The sequence below is a fragment of the Pseudomonas sp. B20 genome (assembly GCF_020515755.1).
Lineage (GTDB): Bacteria > Pseudomonadota > Gammaproteobacteria > Pseudomonadales > Pseudomonadaceae > Aquipseudomonas > Aquipseudomonas syringae.
Genome location: NZ_JAHPJG010000008.1, coordinates 71,195 through 90,929, shown reverse-complemented (window position 1 = coordinate 90,929; position 19,735 = coordinate 71,195). Strand labels below are relative to the sequence as shown.

The window sequence follows — 19,735 nt, the reverse complement described above, 5'->3', positions numbered from 1 at the left end:
CTGATCGTTTCTGGTCGTTTTTGGATAGAACATGAAAATTCTGATCGTTGGGCCTAGCTGGGTCGGTGACATGGTGATGGCACAAACGCTGTTCCAGTGTCTGAAACAGCGTCATCCCGAGTGCGAAATCGACGTGCTGGCCCCTGAATGGAGCCGTCCGATACTGGAGCGCATGCCGGAAGTTCGTGCTGCGCTCAGTTTTCCGCTGGGTCACGGTGCCCTGGAACTGGCGACCCGTCGCCGGATCGGCAAGTCTCTAGCTGGCCAGTACGATCAGGCTATCCTGCTGCCCAATTCGCTGAAATCGGCGCTGGTGCCGTTTTTTGCCGGTATCCCGAAACGCACCGGCTGGCGCGGCGAGTTTCGCTACGGCCTGCTCAACGACGTGCGAACCCTCGACAAGCAGCGCTACCCGCTGATGATCGAACGCTTCATGGCTCTGGCCTTCGACAAGGGCGCCGAGTTGCCGCGTCCTTACCCGCGACCGAGCCTGCGCATCGACCCGACCACACGCGATGCCGCACTGAGCAAATTCGGCCTCACGCTGGATCGCCCGGTACTGGCGCTGTGCCCCGGCGCGGAGTTCGGCGAGTCCAAGCGCTGGCCCGCCGAACATTACGCACAGGTTGCCGACGCGAGCATTCGCGAAGGCTGGCAGGTCTGGCTGTTCGGCTCGAAAAAGGATCACCCGGTCGGTGAGAGCATTCGCCAGGAGCTGATTCCCGGCCTGCGTGAGGAGTCCGTCAACCTCAGTGGCGAGACCTCGCTGGCCGAAGCCATTGACCTGCTGTCGTGCGCCGACGCTGTGGTGTCCAACGATTCCGGCCTGATGCACGTGGCCGCAGCGTTGAACCGTCCGCTGGTGGCTGTCTACGGCTCGACCTCGCCGGGCTTCACGCCGCCGCTGGCCGACGCAGTCGAGGTGGTGCGACTCGGCATCGAGTGCAGCCCGTGCTTTGAGCGCACCTGCCGTTTCGGCCATTACAACTGCATGCGTCTGCTTGAGCCGGACGCTGTGACTCAGGCGCTGACCCGTCTGAGTAGCACGCCGGTGGAGGTTGCCTGATTTTGCGGGTACTGCTGATCAAGACGTCTTCACTGGGTGATGTGATCCATGCCTTGCCCGCGCTGACCGATGCGGCGCGCGCGCTGCCCGGCATTCGCTTCGACTGGGTGGTCGAGGAAGGCTTCGCGGAAATTCCCGCCTGGCATCCGGCGGTCGACAGGGTCATTCAGGTGGCGATTCGCCGCTGGCGCAAGCACCTCTGGCAGACCTTCAGGTCCGGGGAATGGCGACGCTTCAAACAGCAGGTGCGCGAACAGCGCTATGATCTGGTGATCGATGCGCAGGGCCTGTTCAAAAGTGCCTGGCTGACACGCTATGTCGATGCGCCGGTGGCCGGTCTGGACCGCGATTCGGCACGCGAGCCGGTCGCCAGCCGCTTTTACGATCGCGCTTTTCCAGTGGCACGCGGGCAGCATGCGGTCGAGCGGCTGCGTCAGCTGTTCGCTCAGGCGTTGGGTTATCCACAGCCGTCCGGCATGGGCGATTACGGTCTCAAGCCACTGGCGACCCTGGATGACAGTTTGCAGGCCCCGTTCGTGCTGTTCCTGCATGGCACTACCTGGGACACCAAGCACTGGCCCGAGCTGTACTGGCGGCAACTGGCCGAATTGATGGCAGCGCGCGGTCTGCAAGTGCAGTTACCGTGGGGCAATCCGGCAGAGAAAGCTCGCGCCGAGCGTATTGCCGAGGGTCTGAGCAGTGCGCACGTGCTGCCGAAGCTCAATCTGGCAGGGGTTGCGCGGGTACTGGCCAGCGCGCAGGCGTGCGTCGCGGTAGACACTGGCATCGGCCACCTGGCTGCTGCACTGGATGTGCCGACCATTTCCCTGTTCGGCCCGACCAATCCGGGCCTGACCGGGGCCTACGGCAAGTCGCAGGTGCATCTGGCCAGCGACTACCCGGGCTGCACGCCGTGCCTGCAAAAGAAATGCACGTACCAACCGAGCGCCGACGATCAGCGCCGGTTCGACCTTAAGCGCGAGTGGCCGATGTGCTTCACTCGCTTGAATCCCGAGCGAGTAGCGAGCCAATTGGGCGCGCTGTTGCTGGCAAAGGAACCTGGCTGATGCAACTGGCTTTTGTACTCTACAAATACTTCCCGTTCGGCGGCCTGCAACGCGACTTCATGCGCATCGCGCTGGAGTGCCAGCAGCGCGGCCATCAGATCCGCGTCTATACCCTGATCTGGGAAGGCGATGTGCCGCCCGGTTTCGAGGTGCTGGTGGCGCCGGTCAAGGCGTTCTTCAATCATCGGCGCAACGAAAAACTCAGCGCCTGGATGGAAGCAGACCTGGCCAAGCGCCCGGTGGACCGCCTGATCGGTTTCAACAAGATGCCCGGTCTGGATGTGTATTATGCCGCCGACGGCTGTTTCGAGGACAAGGCGCAGAACCTGCGCAGCCCGCTGTATCGCAAGTGGGGCCGTTATCGCCACTTTGCCGACTACGAGCGCGCAGTGTTCGCCAAAGACTCGAAAACCCAGGTGCTGATGATTTCCGAAGTGCAGCAGCCGCTGTTCATCAAGCATTACGACACCCCGTCGTCGCGCTTCCATTTGCTGCCGCCGGGGATTTCCCAGGATCGCCGCGCGCCGCCGGATGCGCCTGAGATCCGTGCAGGCTTTCGCAAGGAATTCGGCCTTGCCGACGATGAGCTGTTATTGGTGCAGATCGGCTCCGGTTTCAAGACCAAGGGCGTGGATCGCAGCCTCAAGGCGCTTGCGGCTCTGCCCGCCGAACTGAAGAAGCGCACGCGGCTGTTTGTAATCGGGCAGGACGACCCCAAAGTATTCCAATTGCAGAGCGCGGCGCTCGGCCTGGGTGATCAGGTGACCTTCATGAAAGGACGCAGCGATATTCCGCGTTTTCTGCTGGGCGCCGACCTGCTGATTCATCCGGCCTACAACGAAAACACCGGGACCGTGCTGCTCGAAGCGCTGGTTGCCGGTCTGCCGGTGCTGGTCAGCGCGGTCTGTGGTTACGCTCACTATATTGCCGAGGCCGATTGCGGGCGGGTGCTGGATGAGCCGTTCGAGCAGGCGCAGCTCAATCGCTACCTGTCGGAGATGCTTGAGGACGATGCCGCCCGCAGCGCGTGGTCGCGCAATGGCCTGACCTTTGCCGACACGGCAGACCTTTACAGCATGCCGCAACACGCTGCGGATGTGATTCTGGCGGAGCACTATTGATGAAGCTGTTCCTTGCTGAACCGTTCAAGAGCCTGTGGGCGGGGCGCGATGCGTTCGTCGAGGTCGAAGGCCTGAGCGGTGAGGTCTACCGTGAACTGGAGGGGCGCCGCACACTGCGCACCGAGGTCGATGGGCGCGGTTACTTCGTCAAGATCCACCGCGGCATTGGCTGGGGCGAGATCGCCAAGAACCTGGCAACCGCCAAGCTGCCGGTACTCGGCGCGGGCAAGGAATGGGACGCCATCGAGCGTCTGCATGAAGTCGGCGTCCCGACCATGACCGCCGTGGCCTATGGTGAGCGTGGCAGCAACCCTGCCGCGCAGCACTCGTTCATCGTCACCGAAGAACTCGCACCGACCACCAGCCTTGAAGACGTCAGCCTCAACTGGCGCAACGAGCCGCCCGAGCCGCGTCTGAAGAGAGCCTTCATTGCCGAAGTCGCCCGCATGGTCGGCATGATGCACCGCGCAGGCGTCAATCACCGCGACTGCTACATCTGCCATTTTCTGCTGCACACCGACAAGCCGGTGACCGCTGACGATTTCAAACTGTCGGTCATCGACCTGCACCGTGCCCAGACCCGTCGTGCGATCACGCCGCGCTGGCGCAACAAGGACCTGGCCGCGCTGTATTTTTCAGCGTTGGACATTGGCTTGACCCGCCGCGACAAACTGCGTTTTCTCCAGGGCTATTTCCAGAAGCCGTTGCGCGAAATCCTGCTCAAGGAAGCGACGTTGCTGAGCTGGCTGGATAAAAAAGCCGACAAGTTGTACCAGCGCAAAGTGCGCTACGGAGACGCACTCTGATGGCGGGCTGGAAGCTCGAGCCCGAGTACGCGTTCCTGGAGCCGGAATTTGGCAGCCTGGATGCCGTATTTGCCTTGCAGGGACAGCAGTTGACCCGCGATCCGCTGTCCGACGTGATCCGCGTCGAGCGCGCCGGGGTTTACTACTACGTCAAACGCTACGTGGGTGCGGGCAAGGGCCTGCGTCGCTACATGGGCAAGCCGAGGGTCAAGTCCGAGTGGCAGAACCTCAAGCGCTTCGCAAAATGGGGCATCCCCACCGCAGAAGTCGTGGCCTGGGGGCTGGAGCGTAATGGCGCGGCGTATGATCGCGGCGCATTGATCACGCGTGGCTTGCCGAACACCGAAGACTTGTCGGCACTGGCGCAACGCAAGGATCCGCGACTGGCCGACCGCCATTGGGTCGATGCAGTCAGCCGCCAGCTGGCTGCCTTTACCCGGATCATGCACGACAACCATTTCACGCATAACGATTTGAAATGGCGCAACCTGTTGGTGGATAACGAAGGCAAGCTGTTTTTCATCGATTGCCCCAATGGTGCATTCTGGTGGAGCTTCATGCTGCGCTATCGGATCACCAAGGATCTGGCCTGCCTGGACAAGGTCGCCAAGTATCATTTGTCGGCCACCCAGCGCCTGCGCTTCTACCTGCAATACCGCCAGCGAACGCGTTTGAACGCCTCCGACAAAAAACGTATTCGACATATCGTCAGCTTTTTCGAGGGCCGTGAATGAGCGTTTTTATTGCCAGTGCCGACCAGCCTTTACTGGCGCGTCACAACCTGGCTGATTTTGAATCGCTTTGGAACATCCGACTCGATGCGGTCGATGAACCCAATACCGGGCGCGGTGGCTGGAGCAGTGTGTTCCGCCTCGACCTGGACGGTCAGGGTTTTTACCTCAAGCGTCAGAGCAATTACCTGACTCACACGTTGCATCACCCGTTTGGCGAACCGTCGTTTTCGCGCGAGTTTCGTAACATCAGTCGCTATCGCAAGCTGGGCATCCCGGCGTTGCAGGCGGTGTTCTATGGCGAGCGCAAGGTCGACGGCGAACGCCGGGCGATCCTGATGACGCGTGCGCTGGACGGCTGGACCGATCTCGACGAACTGTTGCAGCAGTGGAACCAGATGGAGGCCCCTCAGCGTCAGGCAATACTGCACGCCTGCGGCCAGCTGGCGCGCACGCTGCACGGCGCCGGACAGGTGCATGGCTGCTTCTACCCCAAGCATATTTTTCTTCAGGCAGCCGGTACGGGGTATCAGGCGCAACTGATCGACCTGGAAAAAACCCGCCCGGTGATCTTCGGCAAGCGTGACCTTGCCCGCGACCTCGAACCGCTGCTGCGCCGTGCGCCCATGTGGAATGAGGCCGATCGGCGCGAGTTGCTGGCGGCTTATCTGCGCGCCACGCCGAACAGCCTGCTGGTCGACGCCTGGAGTGCGCGCCTGGGCAAGCGCGGCGCTCACAAACGAGACCTTCAACACCGCGATGATAAAGAGACCCGTTGATGCGCCTGTCTGAACTCAAGACCGCCGGACGTACCCCCGAGTTGCCGATGAGCCTGACGCTGGCCGATGCTGCCGGATCGGCTGAACTGCAATTGCTGACCCTGCTGCGTGTCTTGCCGGGGCAGCGCTATGTCGGGGCCGGTGTCTGGCGAGGCCGAACGGTGCTGGCAAAACTGCTGGTGGGCGACAAGGCGGCCCGACACTTTCAGCGTGAGCTGGCCGGGGTAGGGCTGCTTGCCGAACAGGGCCTGACCACACCGCTGCTGCTGGCCGACGGTCTGCAGGACGGCGAGGGTGGCTGGCTGTTGTTCGAGTTTCTGGAACAGGCACCCAGCCTGGGCGATGCCTGGAACGCTGTTCAGCACCTGCCACCACTGGCAGACGAGCAGCAAGCGGTGCTCGGCGAGGCGCTATCGGCCATTGCCCTGCAGCACGCAAAGGGCCTGTGGCAGGAAGACCTGCACCTGGACAACCTGCTGCGCCACAAGGGGCAGCTGTACCTGATCGATGGCGCCGGCATTCGTGCTGAACAGGCCGGTACGCCGTTGTCGCGGCAAAAGGTGCTGGAAAACCTCGGCGTGTTCTTTGCCCAGTTGCCCAGGTCTTTCGAACCGTTTACTGAAGAGCTGTTGGTGCATTACCTGTTGAGCAATGCCGAGCATGGTTTGCCGATGGAAGCGCTGCAAAAGCAGATCGACAAGGTTCGCAGCTGGCGGCTCAAGGACTTCATGAGCAAGACCGTGCGCGACTGCAGTCTGTTCAGTGTAGAGGACAGCGCTTCGGTGTTCCGCGCCATTCGCCGCGAGGAAGAACCCGCGATGCTGCCGGTGCTGAGTCAGGCGGATGCCTTGCTCGACAAGGGCCATCTGTACAAGACCGGTGGCGCTGCGAGTGTCGGGCGGGTTGAGATCAATGGTCGTCCGCTGGTCATCAAGCGCTACAACATCAAGAATTTCAGCCATTGGCTCAAGCGCTTCTGGCGCCCCAGCCGGGCCTGGCATTCGTGGCGCGAAGGCAACCGGCTGATGTTCCTTGGTATCGCCACTCCCAAACCTCTGGCCGTGCAGGAAAAGCGTTTTCTTGGCTTGCGCAGCAAGGCCTGGCTGGTGACCGAGTTCATCGATGGGCCGGACATCATCGAACGCTTCGCTGCGTATGTGGAAAGTGGTGATGCGCCAGAGGTCGAACTGCTGGCGCTGGATCGGCTTTTTGCGCAGCTTATCCAGGCACGTATCAGCCATGGTGATTTCAAGGGGCATAACCTGTTCTGGCACGTCGATCGCTGGGCGATGATCGACCTGGACGCCATGCAGCAGCACAGCTCGCAGTCATCATTCGCTGCGGCCTACGCCCGAGACCGTGCCCGCTTCATGCGCAACTGGCCAGCGCAGAGCGCGCTGCACCAGTTGCTGGAACAGCGCTTGCCGAAGCTTGTGACAGACTGAGCCCGGCTGACCCTCGTGCCAGCGCGGAGCGCTCATCGGTAGGTGTAGATTATCGTGCCAATGCTCCGCGTTGGCATGCCGTTCCGGACGCTCCGCGTCCTCTGTGTGACGCAGAGCATCGGCATCCTCAGGTGATGCGTTTGAGGTTCATCGCTTCGAGTGCTGCCACCAGTGCATCGATGTCGTCGAAGGGTTTGAGGTGGATGCGCGGCCAGCGCAGACGCTCGATGTACAGCTTGCCCTCGTCATTGCGCAGCACCGGTGTGTGGTGAACCCAGGTGTCGCGTGCGCGATGAATGATGGTTGGCAGATTGCCTTCACCCTCCTGCACCAGAAACATTCCCGGCCTGGAAAGGCGGTTTTCGATGCTCGGCAGCCTGACCGGCTGTAGTCGCAGCACCTCCATCTCCACCCGATAATCAGCTTTGATGTACACCTTGTCATCCGCTATGCCGCCCGAGACGAGCTCCCCCGGATCCAGCGTTACTCCCCTCGAATGCCCCGGTGCCACATCGACGACCCGCAGGCCGATCCCGCCTTGCAGTTCGGCCATGCCCGGCACGACGCCCTGGTAGGTGTTGGAATGGCTGTTGCCGACCAGCGCGATCCACTTGTGCGAGCCCATCACCTCCTGATGCCTGCGGATCGTGCGTGAGGCAAAGTAATTCATCATTTGCTGGCGGATCAGGGACTCATCCTCGGCGATGCCTTTGAGGTGGTAACTGCCTGCGCAATCGATGGCGCGGATCTCCAGGCCTTGCTGCCGCGCCTTGATGATCAGCCGCTCGAAGGTGTAGATCCCGTCCGGGTCGGTGTGATGCCCGCGGTCCAGGGTTTTCAGGTCATGCAGCAGGGTTTTGCTCATCTGCCCGGTTTCGAGGAAACGATCCAGGTCCGCCTGATGCAGATCGCTCAGCAGGTGCTCCATGTACAGCGTTTTGACGTTCTGCTGTGACAGCAACGGCAGGTTGTCGATGATCAGCTTTTTGCTGGCGAGCGAAGCGTGCGACTCGCCAATAACCAGGCCTTCGGTATGGCGATACAGGGTTTCAAGCAGCCCGGCAGTGCTTGTCTGCGGTTCGACGGCTGGCAATGTCGGGCGAGGCGGCAGTTGAGCGGCACTGATCCGGGCGGCGTCCTGTTGCAGATTCTTGCGCAGCAGGTCGAATGTATTGCGCACAGTGTCGAGTTCGATGTCTTCAAAAAAATACTCCATATCGAGGCCTTTCTTTTCGAAGTTCGCCAGGCTATGCAGCGTTGTTCGGGTCTCCAGCGGTATTTCGTAGGTGGCATCGGTCAGCGATTGCTGGATGGCCGTTATCGGCCGGTCAACGTTCCAGTCATCGGGCTCCACGCGCAGCCAGGTATCGTTTTCGTCCAGGACAAACCCATACTCGCCGGCCCAGCGCTCACCCTCGGCAATCGCGGCCGGGTCGCCCAGCTCGCGGATCAGCAGGTTATCCAGCGCAGTGGCAGGGGGCAGTGGCTTGGCGGGGAGCGTCGGATCGGCAAACGCTATGCTGAAGTCATGGTGAGTCGGCGTGTATTCATGCGCCCCACCCGCGCCTTGCCTGATGCGGGTTGGCCGGCCGGCGGAGATGTCCTGGATATGCACACTGACGGCCCCCTGCATTTCAGCGATGCCGGGCACCTGATCGTGGGTCGTGGCCAGCTTCTGGTCGAGCAGCGCTACCCAGCGCTTGGCAGAGGCCGGCTCGATATCGTGGCTGATGAGCTTGTGACCGAAGAAATTGCTCATTTTCATGGTCGCTGTCGGGTCATCGGCAGCCGCCAGCACCGGATGGCCGAGGAACGGATAGCTGATCGACGAACTGAACGGGCGTACCTCGATCCCGTAACTGTGGGCTGTTTTGATCAGGTGGTAGTAATCGAATTCGCTGCTGGCGTTGTTCAGGGCGCCGCGATTGGTCTCTTGCAGGTAATACTTGAGTTCATGAGAGCCGGAGCGACTCTTTTTGCCCAGTTGGCGATAACGGGCCAGCTTGCGCAGGTGTTTGTCGATCAGCAGGTGCTCGATGTACAGCACCTCGACACGCTGCTCTGCGAGCACGGGCATGTTGAGCAGCAGCAGACGCTTGCTGGCCACCGACTTCGCGGCCTCGCTGAACACCAGCCCGTTAGTGTGACTGAAGATGTGCTCGATCAGTGTGTCGACGCTGCCGGGCAGGCTGTAGGCGGGCAGGGTCGGCCTGGGTGGAGGCGTGAATCGGGCAAAAAAGGCCTGGGCGTCCTGATAGAGATTTTCCCTACGCGTCGTGAAGGTCTGGCGCACCTCGGTGAAATACGTTTCGAAATAGACTTCAAGGCCTGCGCCGGTCGGGTCGAAGACTTCCTTGTTGATGACAATGTCCAGGTGCGCACGCATGCCGCTCGGCATCTCATAGTCGCTCAAGGTGTTCAGCGAGCTTGAGCTTGCGCTGGCTTCCTCAGGTAGCGGTCGATAAGTGCCCGGCGTGTCCAGCCCGCCACCGCGCAGGCGTTGCCGTTCGACGAGCAGCCACTGGCCCTGATCATTCAGGCGAACTGGCTGTTTGCCGAAGAAGGCGAACGGATTGGCCGGGTCGATGATCTGCCAGCAGCGCCAGTGTGCGTCGTACTGAACCTCGAAGGCCCGGTCTGACAGCTGGATATAGTGTTTTCCATTGATCGCATGCACGCCTTTCGCGTGACCATCGGCGATACGCGGCACGTTATCCAGCGAAATGTCGACCGCCAGGTCAATGCGTAAAGCTGACGGCGCGCGCTGCGCTGCCGGGGGCAGCGGAAGAAGCGGCTGCCAGGCGCCACCGACCTCGCGCGCCGCGAACTGACCGGTTGCCAGCGGTGGTGCCGAAGCGACATGGGGCGCCTGGAACACCGCCGCATGCCCGTGGGCGTTGGGCTTGCCGAGCAGAAATACCTGCTCTTGCAGCGCTACCGGGTACAGATCCTCGTAACGCGGCAGGGAAGGCTGGCGCTGGAACGAGCGCAACACCGGGGTCGAATGCTGGCCGTTCTCAAGCTGGTGCAAAACGCCCAGTCCTTTCAGGCCCAGCAGCAAATCGCTGCCTGCACCGAGGCCGTTGAACAGTGCCGACAGCATGTAGTTCGTAGCGCGCTCCCGGTCGCCTGCACTCAGCGCGGCCAGTGCCTGCCCGCTGTCATGCAATGAAAGCAGACTGCCCACCGCAAAGCTTGCCGGCGGGAAGGGCAGGGTCAGGGCCGTGGCAATGATTTCGACACTGACCCAGATCAGCTTGGCCAGCATATCGTGGCGGCCGGTGGTGGTTTCTTCCACATCACGCAACCTGCGCTCCAGTGGCCGGTTGAAGCAGGTATCGGCGACGTCTGAAATGAATGCCCTGGGGATGACCGGAGGCTTGTTGGCATTGCCCTTCTGCATGTCCCGCAGGAAGAACGACAACGTCCGGCGTGCCTTGATGCGGCAGCGATCCTTGTAGTAATCGATCATCCCTTCGCTGTTCAGCGAGCTCACGAAATCGCTGAACAGTCGGAATTCGAGACCGTCAGGTGCCTGCGGCGTATAGAGCAGCGCGGCGTGCCGGATCTGCGTCGGCAAAATGATCAGGCAGCCCTGAACGGTTTCGATGTGGGTCAGCAGCGGGCTGGGGATAACCAGTTGATTGATATCGGTCAGTCCCGAGGCGATCAGCGGTTTATCCACATGTATTTGCAGGGGGTAAAGGGGGAAACGCTCGCGTGAGGCCGAGTCGCTCAGGTGCGCGTTATCCAGTGATTGCTTGAGCCAGACATACTGCGCGGGCTCGACATGACCTTTCAGCAGGCTGCGCAGTGCAGCCGCCTTCATCTGCAATTGGGTGATCATCACGCTGCACTGGCGACGGTAGGCATAGCCATCGTTTTTGCTGTTCAGCAGGGTGTTTCTGATCAGCGCAATGTACTCGTCCGCCAGCCACTGGCCACGCACCGAGCCTGCGACAGCCGCGGGTGACAGCGCGCTCAGGCCGATACCCGGCGGGCCGCTGAACGTGGCGTCGGTGGCTGCTGACGTGCGCAAGGGGTCGATGCTGTCGTTGTAGCCCTGGAGCAGCATGGTGGTGTAGGTCAGCGTTTCGCGCTCGCTGGTGATCACGATCAGGTCAGGGTCTACCGTGCCTGCCGGGACGCCCAGCAGTTTGCCGATCTGCTGGCTGGCACGCTGGTGTACGTAGTCCTGGAACGACTGAACCCTGGTGTGCGGCTGGGCCTGATAGTTGCCGAGCGCGCCACCGATGGCGTGTTCAAGGGCCAGTAGTTCCCGGCGCTGGGCACGGCTGGCGCGCAGGTACCAGTCCGGGGTATGGCGGGCCTGCTCGGAGAGCAATACGCGGGTCTGCTCGTCGGTAAAACTGTGCAACGCCGTCTCGCAATCGGGGTGATCGATGAATTGCAGAAAGTTCTTTGCAGGCTGGGGTTTCTCGCGAAGGGCCGTGAGTTGCGCTTCTAGTTCCGGACGGGCAGCGACCTCTACCTGATCCAGCAGCCAGGCTGTCATTGCCGGCGATGCTGTCCAGCTAACCACCTCTTGCAGCAGTTGGGTGTCGGTGTCGAAGGCCTTGAAATAGTGCTGCCCAGGCGCCTCGCTGGCGAACATGATCAGCCGCTGCGTCCGGCCTTGATCATCCTGCTTGCGGAACACCAGTAATCTGGCCATCACGTTGCGGTCGTTCAGTTTGATCTGCTGCACGCGCACCGTGGGATCAGACGCACTCGCTGCCGTGCCGGTTAGCGCTACGACAATCGCGAAATCATCGGGCTGGATATGCCCCTGCATCTTCGCCGCCCAGCCAAGCGTGGTCAGTCGGGTCCGCGCCAGTGCGCGCAGCATCTGCTGGTTGTGTGGCTGCTGACAGGCCTCGCGTTGAAACTTGCCAAACACCGCGCGCAGGTCGAGTTGGTCAATCACTGCGGCAAGGTAGGCCGGGTTCAAGGCCGAGTAGGCGGCGTCCAGCGGCTGGCCATCCAGGGTGATGAGCGTCTGGTCGAGGAAGTCCGAGCCTGCTGCCTCGTCGCCCGGATGCAGACCATAGAGCGCCAGTTCGGTCAGTGGCAGCGTCACGCGGTAGGTCTCGCTCGTCGCTGGCAGCCTGCGACGGGTGTCGATGATCAAGGCCCGCGGATCCAGATCATGGCCCAGGTCATTGGCCAGGCGCGTGCGCAACTGCATTTCGGCAAACTGCTCCGGGGAAGCTGCGCCGCCCAGTACGCTCAGCATCGCAGCATGCGCCGCGTCGTAGCGTTGCAGGTGCCGGGCATAGGTTTGCAGATCCGCCGCACTGGCGATCTTCATCCACTCGGGCAAGTTGCGCTGGTACTGACGTTGCCTGTTGGTCAGTTCCCGCAGCTCGAGCATGGCGCCGGGGCCTAACAGGCCAGGCATGTCGATGGCTTGCTGGATCAGCGACTGACGTTTTAACCGATCCGCTACGCCGGGTTGTTCACAGGCGTAACGGATGTCGTTGCGCTGCTTGTTCAGCAACCGGTCGAACGCGTGAATGAACGGTGCCGTGGTAACGGGCTGCAGTTGCACATCGGCAGCCGTGAACGGCTCCAGGTACAGGTCGGCGTCCTGAGCGATCTCGGCCAGCCGGTCCTGATGCTGTCGTTGCACGTTGCTGAGCAGCGCATCGCGCAATGTTGGCGTATTGAGCCACTGCGCAAGGGTTGCGACCATTATGGCCGGCGTGGCAAAACCGGTGATGCCGAGCCCTGGCAGCATCAATAACGTGCGCCCCTGATCCTGGGAAATCACCAGCACGCCGGCCATTTCAATCTGTTCGTCATCATGCAATTGCACCCGCACCGTCGAATAGGTGAGCGCCGGGCCTTGGGTCTGCTCGGGCGAGTCGGGCAGACAGGCCAGGTAGCCACTGTCGAGGTCGCGCTCGTGAATCCTGACGCGGGCTTCGTCAAGCATGGCCCGTTGCAAGGCCGGTACGAGGCGGTCGCGGCGGCTTTCAGCGGTTTCGCCCGGGTCCGTCCAGTAGTCGTCGATCTGCTGCAACAGACTGAAAATTTCCAGTTCGCGCTCGGACACGTCAGCGCCGTCAAGGGCGCTCAACAAGGCCTCGCCAGCCCGGGGCAGCGCGTCCAGTTCGCTGGCCAGCAGGGTGCGCAGTTCGTCGAGCCTTTTCAGCGCTGCGGACGCGCCAGGCCAGGTATCACTGGGCGTCATCGGTACCGGGCTTGGCGTTGAAAGGTTGAAATTCAGAGAGGGTGATGTTTGTGTCATGACAGGCTTTCCATTGCGCCAGGCGCTGAGGTTTGATCGACGGCCTCGGGGGCAGCGACTAAAGGCCTCAATTAATCAGATGCGACGGGCAGCGACGCCTTAGATAAATATGCAGCGTGGCGAAAGAGACGTTTCGTACACCGTCTGGCGGGCCGCCTTGAGTGACATTTCAGCGCGTCGAGCCAATCCTTGGTCATTACGTTATAATCCCGCCCTTTAGCTGCCCTCAGCCCGCTGTGCGGGGGCACACCTTTTCTCGGGCGCCCTGCGCCTGCATGCAGACTAAAGAGGCTAGACACTAGTGGCATTGACGATCCTTGGCCTGTCCGGCGCCCTTAGCCATGATCCTTCCGCAGCGCTTTATATCGACGGCAAGCTGATAGCAGCGGCCGAAGAAGAGCGCTTCGTTCGTGACAAGCACGCAAAGAACCGCATGCCCTACGAGTCGGCGAAGTTCTGTCTGGAACAGGCAGGCATCAAGCCTTCGGACGTTGACGTGGTCGCGATTCCGTTCGCCCCCATCAGCCTGTTCGGCAAGGCCCGCTGGCATTACGCCAAGCGTTACTGGTACGCACCGGATCGCGCCCTCGATGCGCTGCTGATGGGCAATCGCCGTTACAAGCGCTACCGCAACAAGATTGTCTGGTGCCTCGAGCAACTGGGCTTCGATCCGAAGAAGATCAAGATCGAGCCGGTCGAGCACCACCTGGCCCACGCTTCCAGCGCCTACCACTGCTCCGGTTTCACCGAGAAAACCGCGATCATGGGCATCGACGGCAAAGGTGAGTACGCCACGACCTTCTTCGGCTATGGCGAAAACGGCAAGATCCACAAGATCAAGGAATTCTTCGATCCGGATTCGCTGGGCGGCCTGTACGGCGCGATTACCGAGTTCCTCGGTTTCGAGATGCTCGACGGCGAATTCAAGGTCATGGGCATGGCGCCGTACGGCGATGCCAGCAAATACGACTTTTCGCGTCTGGCGACCTTCGAGAATGGTGAGCTGGTCATCAATACCGAGCTGGCCAACGTCATCGGCCTGCGTCGCTACAAAGAGAACGGCAAGGGCTTCTATTTCTCGCCGAAGCTGATCGAATGGCTCGGCCCGAAACGCGTTGGCGACGTGGCCGATGAACCTTACATTCACTACGCCGCGAGCATGCAGGCGCTGTTCGAAAAGCTCGCGCTGCAGATGATGGATCACTACCTGGGTGACATCCTCAAGGAAACCGGCAAGATCGCTTTCGCCGGTGGCTGTGCGCTGAACGTCAAACTCAACCAGCGCATCATCGCCCGTCCTGAAGTCAAGGAGCTGTTCGTGCAGCCTGCGTCCGGCGATGCCGGTACGGCGGTGGGCGCTGCGGCCTATGTTTCGCACGCCCGCGGTGTGCCGGTCGAGAAGATGGAACACGTCTACCTCGGCCCTGCGTACAGCAACGAAGACGTGATCGCGGCCTGTGCCCGTCACCCGAGCAAGCCGGTCTGGCGCCAGATCGACAACACGCCGGAGCGGATTGCCGAGATCATGGTCAAGGGCAACCCGGTTGCCTGGTTTCAGGGGCGCATGGAGTTCGGTCCGCGTGCGCTGGGCGGTCGTTCCATCATCGGTTGCCCGAGCGTCACCGGTGTGGCCGACCGCATCAACCATCAGATCAAGTTTCGCGAGCGCTGGAGGCCTTTCTGCCCGTCGATGCTCGACACCGTCGCTCCGCAGATGATCAAGATCGATCACCCGGCGCCGTTCATGACCTTCACCTTCGAAGTGGCCGACGAGTGGAAAACCCGCGTTCCGGAAGTCGTCCATGAAGACGGCACCTCCCGAGCCCAGGTGCTCAAGCGCGAATACAACCCGCGTTACTACGACATGATGAAAGCGCTGGAAAACCTGACCGGCAATGGCGTGTCCCTGAACACCTCGCTGAACCGCCGTGGCGAACCGATGATCTGCTCGCCGACCGATGCGCTGAACATGTTCTTCGGCTCGGACCTCGAGTACCTGATCATGGAAGACATCCTGGTGGTAAAAGAGGGCGTCGAGGCTTATGACACGCTCGGTTGAACGTCACGTACTGCAGTTCTGCCACGGCTATGACGGGCCGTTTCTGGACTGCGCGCGGCAATACGCCAGCCTGTTCGCCGGCAAGGGCTATCGGGTAACGACGGTGTTTCTGACCGGTGCCGCCGATCCGGATGTCGTCGCTGACTGTGGTTCGGACGAAGTGCTGTTCATGGAGTACAGCTCCAGTGCCATTCGTGGCCTGAAGCTGGGCGCCATCCGTGACCTGCGCAAGATCGCCGCGACGCGCTCGTTCAGCTTTTGCATCGCGCACCGCTTCAAGCCGGTGTACATCGCCCTGCTGGCAACGAAGCTGCCGGTGATCGGTGTGCATCACGCGTTCGGCGATTACCACCGGCGCAGTCGCAAGCTGTTCGCCAACCTGTTTCGCAAGCGCCTGAGCCTGCTCGGTGTTTCCGACGCGGTTCGCGACGACATGCGCAGCAGCCTGCCCAAGTGGCCGGCCGAGCGCATTCAGACGCTGTACAACCGGATCGATGTCGAGCAACTGCAGGGCAGTCAGTTTTCCGCTGAAGATGCCCGCGCAGAGCTGGGCCTGTCGGCGTCGGCCTGGATCGTCGCCAATGTCGGTCGTCTGCATCCCGACAAGGATCAGGCCACGCTGTTGCGCGGTTTTGCCGAAGCGCTGCCCGATCTTCCCGAGAACAGCCAACTGGTGATTCTCGGCAAGGGTCGCCTGGAAGAAGATCTCAAGGCACTGGCGCTGGAACTGGGCATCGGCCCGCAGGTGCTGTTCCTTGGGCAAGTGCCTGACGCGCGCCGCTACTTCAAGGCCTTCGACGTGTTCGCCCTGAGCTCGGACCACGAACCGTTCGGCATGGTCCTGCTGGAAGCGATGGTCGCCGGTGTGCCGCTGGTTGCAACCTCATGCGGCGGCGCCAAGGAAGTGGTCGAAGACGTTGGCCTGCTGTTCCCGCTCGGTGATGTGCACAGCCTGGCACACGGCCTGGTGCACATGGCCGGCCTCGATGCCGAACAACGTCAGGATTGTGCCGAGCGCATGCTGCTGCGCTTGCGCGAGCGTTTTTCCGATCACGCTGTGCGTAATGTCTTCTGGCGTCTGCCACAAGTCTCCAGCCTGACAGCGGGGGCCTGATGCTCAATCGATTCAAGGGCTGGCGCGAGCGTGGCTGGGTGCAGATCGATGCGGCTGCCTACGAGCAGGCCTGGCAGCGGTTTGGCGGCAGCGTCGCTACTCATCCGCTGGTGGTCGCGCGCCTGTCGGCCTTTTCCGGCATCGCTGTGCGTTATCTGGCCTGGGAGCAGGGCGGTGAAGTGAAGGCGGCGATTGCCACCTGGGGGCGCTCGCTGGCGCTGTCCAAGGATGAGCTCAAGCGCCACGGCAAGAAAGGGTTGTTCGACCTGGGTAATGCCGAGCTGATTCTGCCGGTGGCCGATGATATCCAGGTGCCGGTCCGGCATCGGGCCCGCTATGTGTCGTCGCTCAACGAAGGCCGCGTCAGTACCTTCAAACCACAGACCGAATCCCTGGCGATGGCGCGTACGCCTGAAGAACTGTCCAAGAAATTTCGCTACAACCAGCGTCGTGAGCTTCGCTTGCTCGAAGAGGCCGGCGGTACGGTAAGGCCTGTCAGCGAGTTCAGCAGCGCCGAACTGGCGAGTATGTACTGCGATCTGTTTCAGCGGCGCTGGGGCTTCGAAGCGACCGGTGCCCGGCACAAGGCCGAAGTCATCGAACTGTTGCGCGAGCTGCTGATCGGTTCGGTGGTGTTTCTCAACGATGCGCCGATTGCCATTCAGCTGGTGTATCGCGTCGAAGCGCCGCAGTGGGTCAGCATCGAGTACGTCAACGGTGGCGTTGATCCCGAAACCCGTGATTTCAGTCCGGGCAGCGTGCTCAGCTTCGTCAATACCCAGTCCGCCTGGGAGAACGCCCGCGCACTGGGCAAATCACTGCGTTTTTCCTTCGGTCGTGCCGACCGCGAGTACAAGGACCGATGGTGCAACCCCGTTCCGGTGTTCCAGATTTGAGTCGCAAGCAGCAATTGCTCAAACGCCATCGCCGTAACAAGCGGCTGGCGTTGCTGGGTGGGCTGCTCCTGTTGATCGCGGTGGGCGTGCTGGTGGCCTGGTGGCTGGCGCCGCTGCTGGCCGTGTGTGCCTGGGTCGCTCATGAGGCCTGGTTCGCCGATCATCTGTTCTATTCGCCGTCTGACGACTATCAGTACACCTTCGCTGCCGACAGCGAAGTGCCGGGCGTACGCCTGGACGGCGGCACGTTGCTGATCGACCCCGCTGTGCAACTGAACGGCGACGAGACGCTGATACTGGCGCTGACGGTCAAAAGCACCTGGCTCGGGCGTTTTCTCGACCCCGTGGTCGAGCTGCAAGGTCAGGGCCTCAACGACCAGCAGGCATTCGAGCGTGGCGTCTGCGGTGTGCGCTATCTGAACCTCACCGGGCTGGGCGAGCCGCTGGCCGCAGGTGTGCTGAAACTGCGCGGGCGTTGCTGCCGTCTGGCCGGCACGCCGCGGCTCTGGCTGTTTCGTCAGCCGGATGCGCGAAAACAGCGTGTCATGGTCATCGCACCGCACGCCGACGATGCCGAGCTGGCCGCCTTCGGGCTGTACAGTCAGGCCGAGGAAGCGTGGATCATCACGCTGACCGCCGGTGAGATCGAGGCCGAGCATTATCGGCAGATGGGCATGGAGCGCGCCGAAGCTGCGCGCATGAAAGGCCGCTTGCGGGCCTGGGACAGTATCGCCGTGGCGCGCTGGGGCGGGGTGCCCGAGTCGCAGTGTGTGCAACTGGGCTATTTCTGCCTGCAACTGCCTGCCATGCAGGCTGCGCCGGATACGCCGATTGGTTCGCGGGAGGCGGATCTGACCGATACCCGCCTGTTCCGTCAGTTCAATACCCTGCCATTGCCCGGCGACAACGGCCAGCCGACCTGGAACAACCTGCTCGCCGACCTGCGCGCGCTGATTCTCAAGGCCCGGCCGCAGGTTGTGGTGATGCCGCACCCTGCCATCGACCCCCATCCCGATCACATCTGCGCCCAGGCTGCGGTGCGTGAAGCCCTGCTCGGGCTCGAGTGGCAGCCGGACGTGGTGCTTGGTTATGCCAATCACCTGCACGACAACGACCGCTGGCCGATGGGCGATGCCTACAGCGGCATCAGCCTGCCGCCGGTATTCGATGCCACGCTGCCGCTGGTGCCGTACAGCCTGCAATTGTCGGTCGCCGCGCAACGCGACAAGGCCATGGCACTGGGGATGATGCATGACCTGCTGCCGCCGATGCCGTTCAAGCGCCGTGTGCGCCGTGCGCTGCAGCGCGTTCTGGCCGGTCGCCACTGGCCGGCCGAGGGCGAAAACGAATTCTTCCGCAAGGCGGTGCGACGACACGAGTTGTTCTGGTGCAGCCGTGATCTCTGATTCAGCAGGCGCAGTACTGCAAGGAAAACCATGAAAGTTCTACTGCTGGTCCAGAAAGAGCAGCGTGCGATTCTGGACCGTCTCTATGACGGCATCGCCGCACATTGTGAATGCGAAGTGCGCTGGCTGAGCTCTGCGGAGCAACGCAACCTGCGTGGTTATTTCCGCCGTGAGGTGGACGTCAGCCGCTATGACCGGATCGTGTTTTTCCTGCGTTTCAAGCAGGAAGTGCGTCAGGTCGGCTTCATCCGCACGATTCCCAATCTGGTCATCCTCGAACACGATGCCTACCAGAACTACATTCCGTGCAAATACACCGGCAAGTTCAGCGCGCACTACCGCAAGCTGCCCTGGGCGCGGGTGATCTGTTCGGGGTTCATGGTCAGCGAGCGTCTGCGTCAGGAAGGCTTCGATGCGGTGTTTGTGCCCAAGGGCTATGACCAGAGCCTGCTGCAGTTGCAGGCACGCGAGCGTGACATCGAACTGGCCTTCGTGGGCAGCACCAACAGCGTGGCCTACAGCGGCCGCAAAGCGTTACTGGACGAGTTGGGCCAGGTCGAGAATCTGCTCGTCACGCGGACCAAGTCCGGCGAAGAGTATTGCGACACCCTGAACCGCATCCGTTTTTTCGTCAGTGCCGACGTGGGCATGGGCGAGTACATGATCAAGAATTTCGAGGCCATGGCGTGCGGCTGCGTGCTGCTTGCCTTCGACCAGGGCGCTGAAGAAAACCGCGCGCTGGGCTTTGTCGACATGCACAACATCGTGCTCTATCGCGACATTCCCGAACTTCGCGAAAAGCTGGCGAAATTGCGCGATAACGTCACACTGGCCAGTGAAATATCTCGTAATGGGCAGACTTTGGTCGAGGAACGCTTTACATTCCATGCCCTTGGAAAAGCCATCGTGGATGCCATGCATGCGCCACTGCGCAGCATGCCGGCGGCGAGCTGGATCGATCGCCTGCGGTCACGATTGGGATGGTAGGGAAT

The 19,735-nt window shown here is 61.7% G+C and carries 13 protein-coding genes; 12 read left to right on the top strand and 1 reads right to left on the bottom strand.

All coding sequences use genetic code 11. The features are described 5' to 3' along the window. Window positions 1-31 precede the first annotated feature (31 nt). The 7 genes from waaF to LIX91_RS10925 are packed head-to-tail and all read left to right on the top strand — an operon-like array spanning window position 32 to window position 7,015. Complete coding sequence (gene waaF, locus LIX91_RS10955) at window positions 32-1,066, top strand: lipopolysaccharide heptosyltransferase II (protein WP_100072807.1); 1,035 nt, start codon at window positions 32-34, stop codon at window positions 1,064-1,066. A gap of 2 nt (window positions 1,067-1,068) precedes the next feature. Next, window positions 1,069-2,133 (top strand): lipopolysaccharide heptosyltransferase I, encoded by a 1,065-nt coding sequence (waaC, locus tag LIX91_RS10950; protein ID WP_226488475.1) that lies wholly within the window; start codon window positions 1,069-1,071, stop codon window positions 2,131-2,133. Next, window positions 2,133-3,254 (top strand): glycosyltransferase family 4 protein, encoded by a 1,122-nt coding sequence (locus tag LIX91_RS10945; RefSeq protein ID WP_103696048.1) that lies wholly within the window; start codon window positions 2,133-2,135, stop codon window positions 3,252-3,254. The genes waaC and LIX91_RS10945 overlap by 1 nt, the downstream gene beginning before the upstream one ends. Next, entirely contained in the window at window positions 3,254-4,060 is an 807-nt protein-coding gene (rfaP, locus tag LIX91_RS10940; RefSeq protein WP_226488474.1) for a lipopolysaccharide core heptose(I) kinase RfaP, read from the top strand. Before LIX91_RS10945 ends, rfaP begins: the two co-directional genes overlap by 1 nt. Continuing rightward, window positions 4,060-4,794 (top strand): lipopolysaccharide kinase InaA family protein, encoded by a 735-nt coding sequence (locus LIX91_RS10935; RefSeq protein ID WP_003414408.1) that lies wholly within the window; start codon window positions 4,060-4,062, stop codon window positions 4,792-4,794. The genes rfaP and LIX91_RS10935 overlap by 1 nt, the downstream gene beginning before the upstream one ends. Then, entirely contained in the window at window positions 4,791-5,570 is a 780-nt protein-coding gene (locus LIX91_RS10930; RefSeq protein ID WP_003414410.1) for a lipopolysaccharide kinase InaA family protein, read from the top strand. Before LIX91_RS10935 ends, LIX91_RS10930 begins: the two co-directional genes overlap by 4 nt. Next, a complete protein-coding gene (locus LIX91_RS10925) occupies window positions 5,570-7,015 on the top strand; it encodes a lipopolysaccharide kinase InaA family protein (protein ID WP_226488473.1) in 1,446 nt (481 codons plus the stop codon). Before LIX91_RS10930 ends, LIX91_RS10925 begins: the two co-directional genes overlap by 1 nt. 127 nt (window positions 7,016-7,142) lie before the next feature. Here LIX91_RS10925 and LIX91_RS10920 read toward each other — a convergent pair whose 3' ends face one another. After that, window positions 7,143-13,268 (bottom strand): membrane-targeted effector domain-containing toxin, encoded by a 6,126-nt coding sequence (locus LIX91_RS10920; RefSeq protein WP_226488472.1) that lies wholly within the window; start codon window positions 13,266-13,268, stop codon window positions 7,143-7,145. Between the two features lie 301 nt (window positions 13,269-13,569). Between LIX91_RS10920 and LIX91_RS10915 the strand changes: the two genes are divergently transcribed. From LIX91_RS10915 to LIX91_RS10895, 5 genes are read left to right on the top strand one after another with little or no spacing between them, the layout of a single operon-like run. Beyond that, window positions 13,570-15,327 carry a carbamoyltransferase gene (locus LIX91_RS10915; protein WP_003414415.1) on the top strand — a complete coding sequence of 586 codons (1,758 nt, stop codon included), beginning with the start codon at window positions 13,570-13,572 and terminating at the stop codon, window positions 15,325-15,327. Then, the gene (locus LIX91_RS10910) at window positions 15,311-16,441 is read left to right on the top strand and encodes a glycosyltransferase (protein ID WP_004409426.1); all 1,131 of its coding nucleotides are present in this window, start codon (window positions 15,311-15,313) and stop codon (window positions 16,439-16,441) included. The genes LIX91_RS10915 and LIX91_RS10910 overlap by 17 nt, the downstream gene beginning before the upstream one ends. Continuing rightward, window positions 16,441-17,337, top strand: coding sequence for an antimicrobial resistance protein Mig-14 (locus LIX91_RS10905; protein ID WP_100072802.1), 897 nt, complete (start codon window positions 16,441-16,443; stop codon window positions 17,335-17,337). The genes LIX91_RS10910 and LIX91_RS10905 overlap by 1 nt, the downstream gene beginning before the upstream one ends. Continuing rightward, complete coding sequence (locus tag LIX91_RS10900) at window positions 17,334-18,743, top strand: PIG-L family deacetylase (protein ID WP_032702574.1); 1,410 nt, start codon at window positions 17,334-17,336, stop codon at window positions 18,741-18,743. The genes LIX91_RS10905 and LIX91_RS10900 overlap by 4 nt, the downstream gene beginning before the upstream one ends. A gap of 30 nt (window positions 18,744-18,773) precedes the next feature. After that, a complete protein-coding gene (locus tag LIX91_RS10895; protein WP_003414423.1) occupies window positions 18,774-19,730 on the top strand; it encodes a glycosyltransferase in 957 nt (318 codons plus the stop codon). Window positions 19,731-19,735 lie beyond the last annotated feature (5 nt).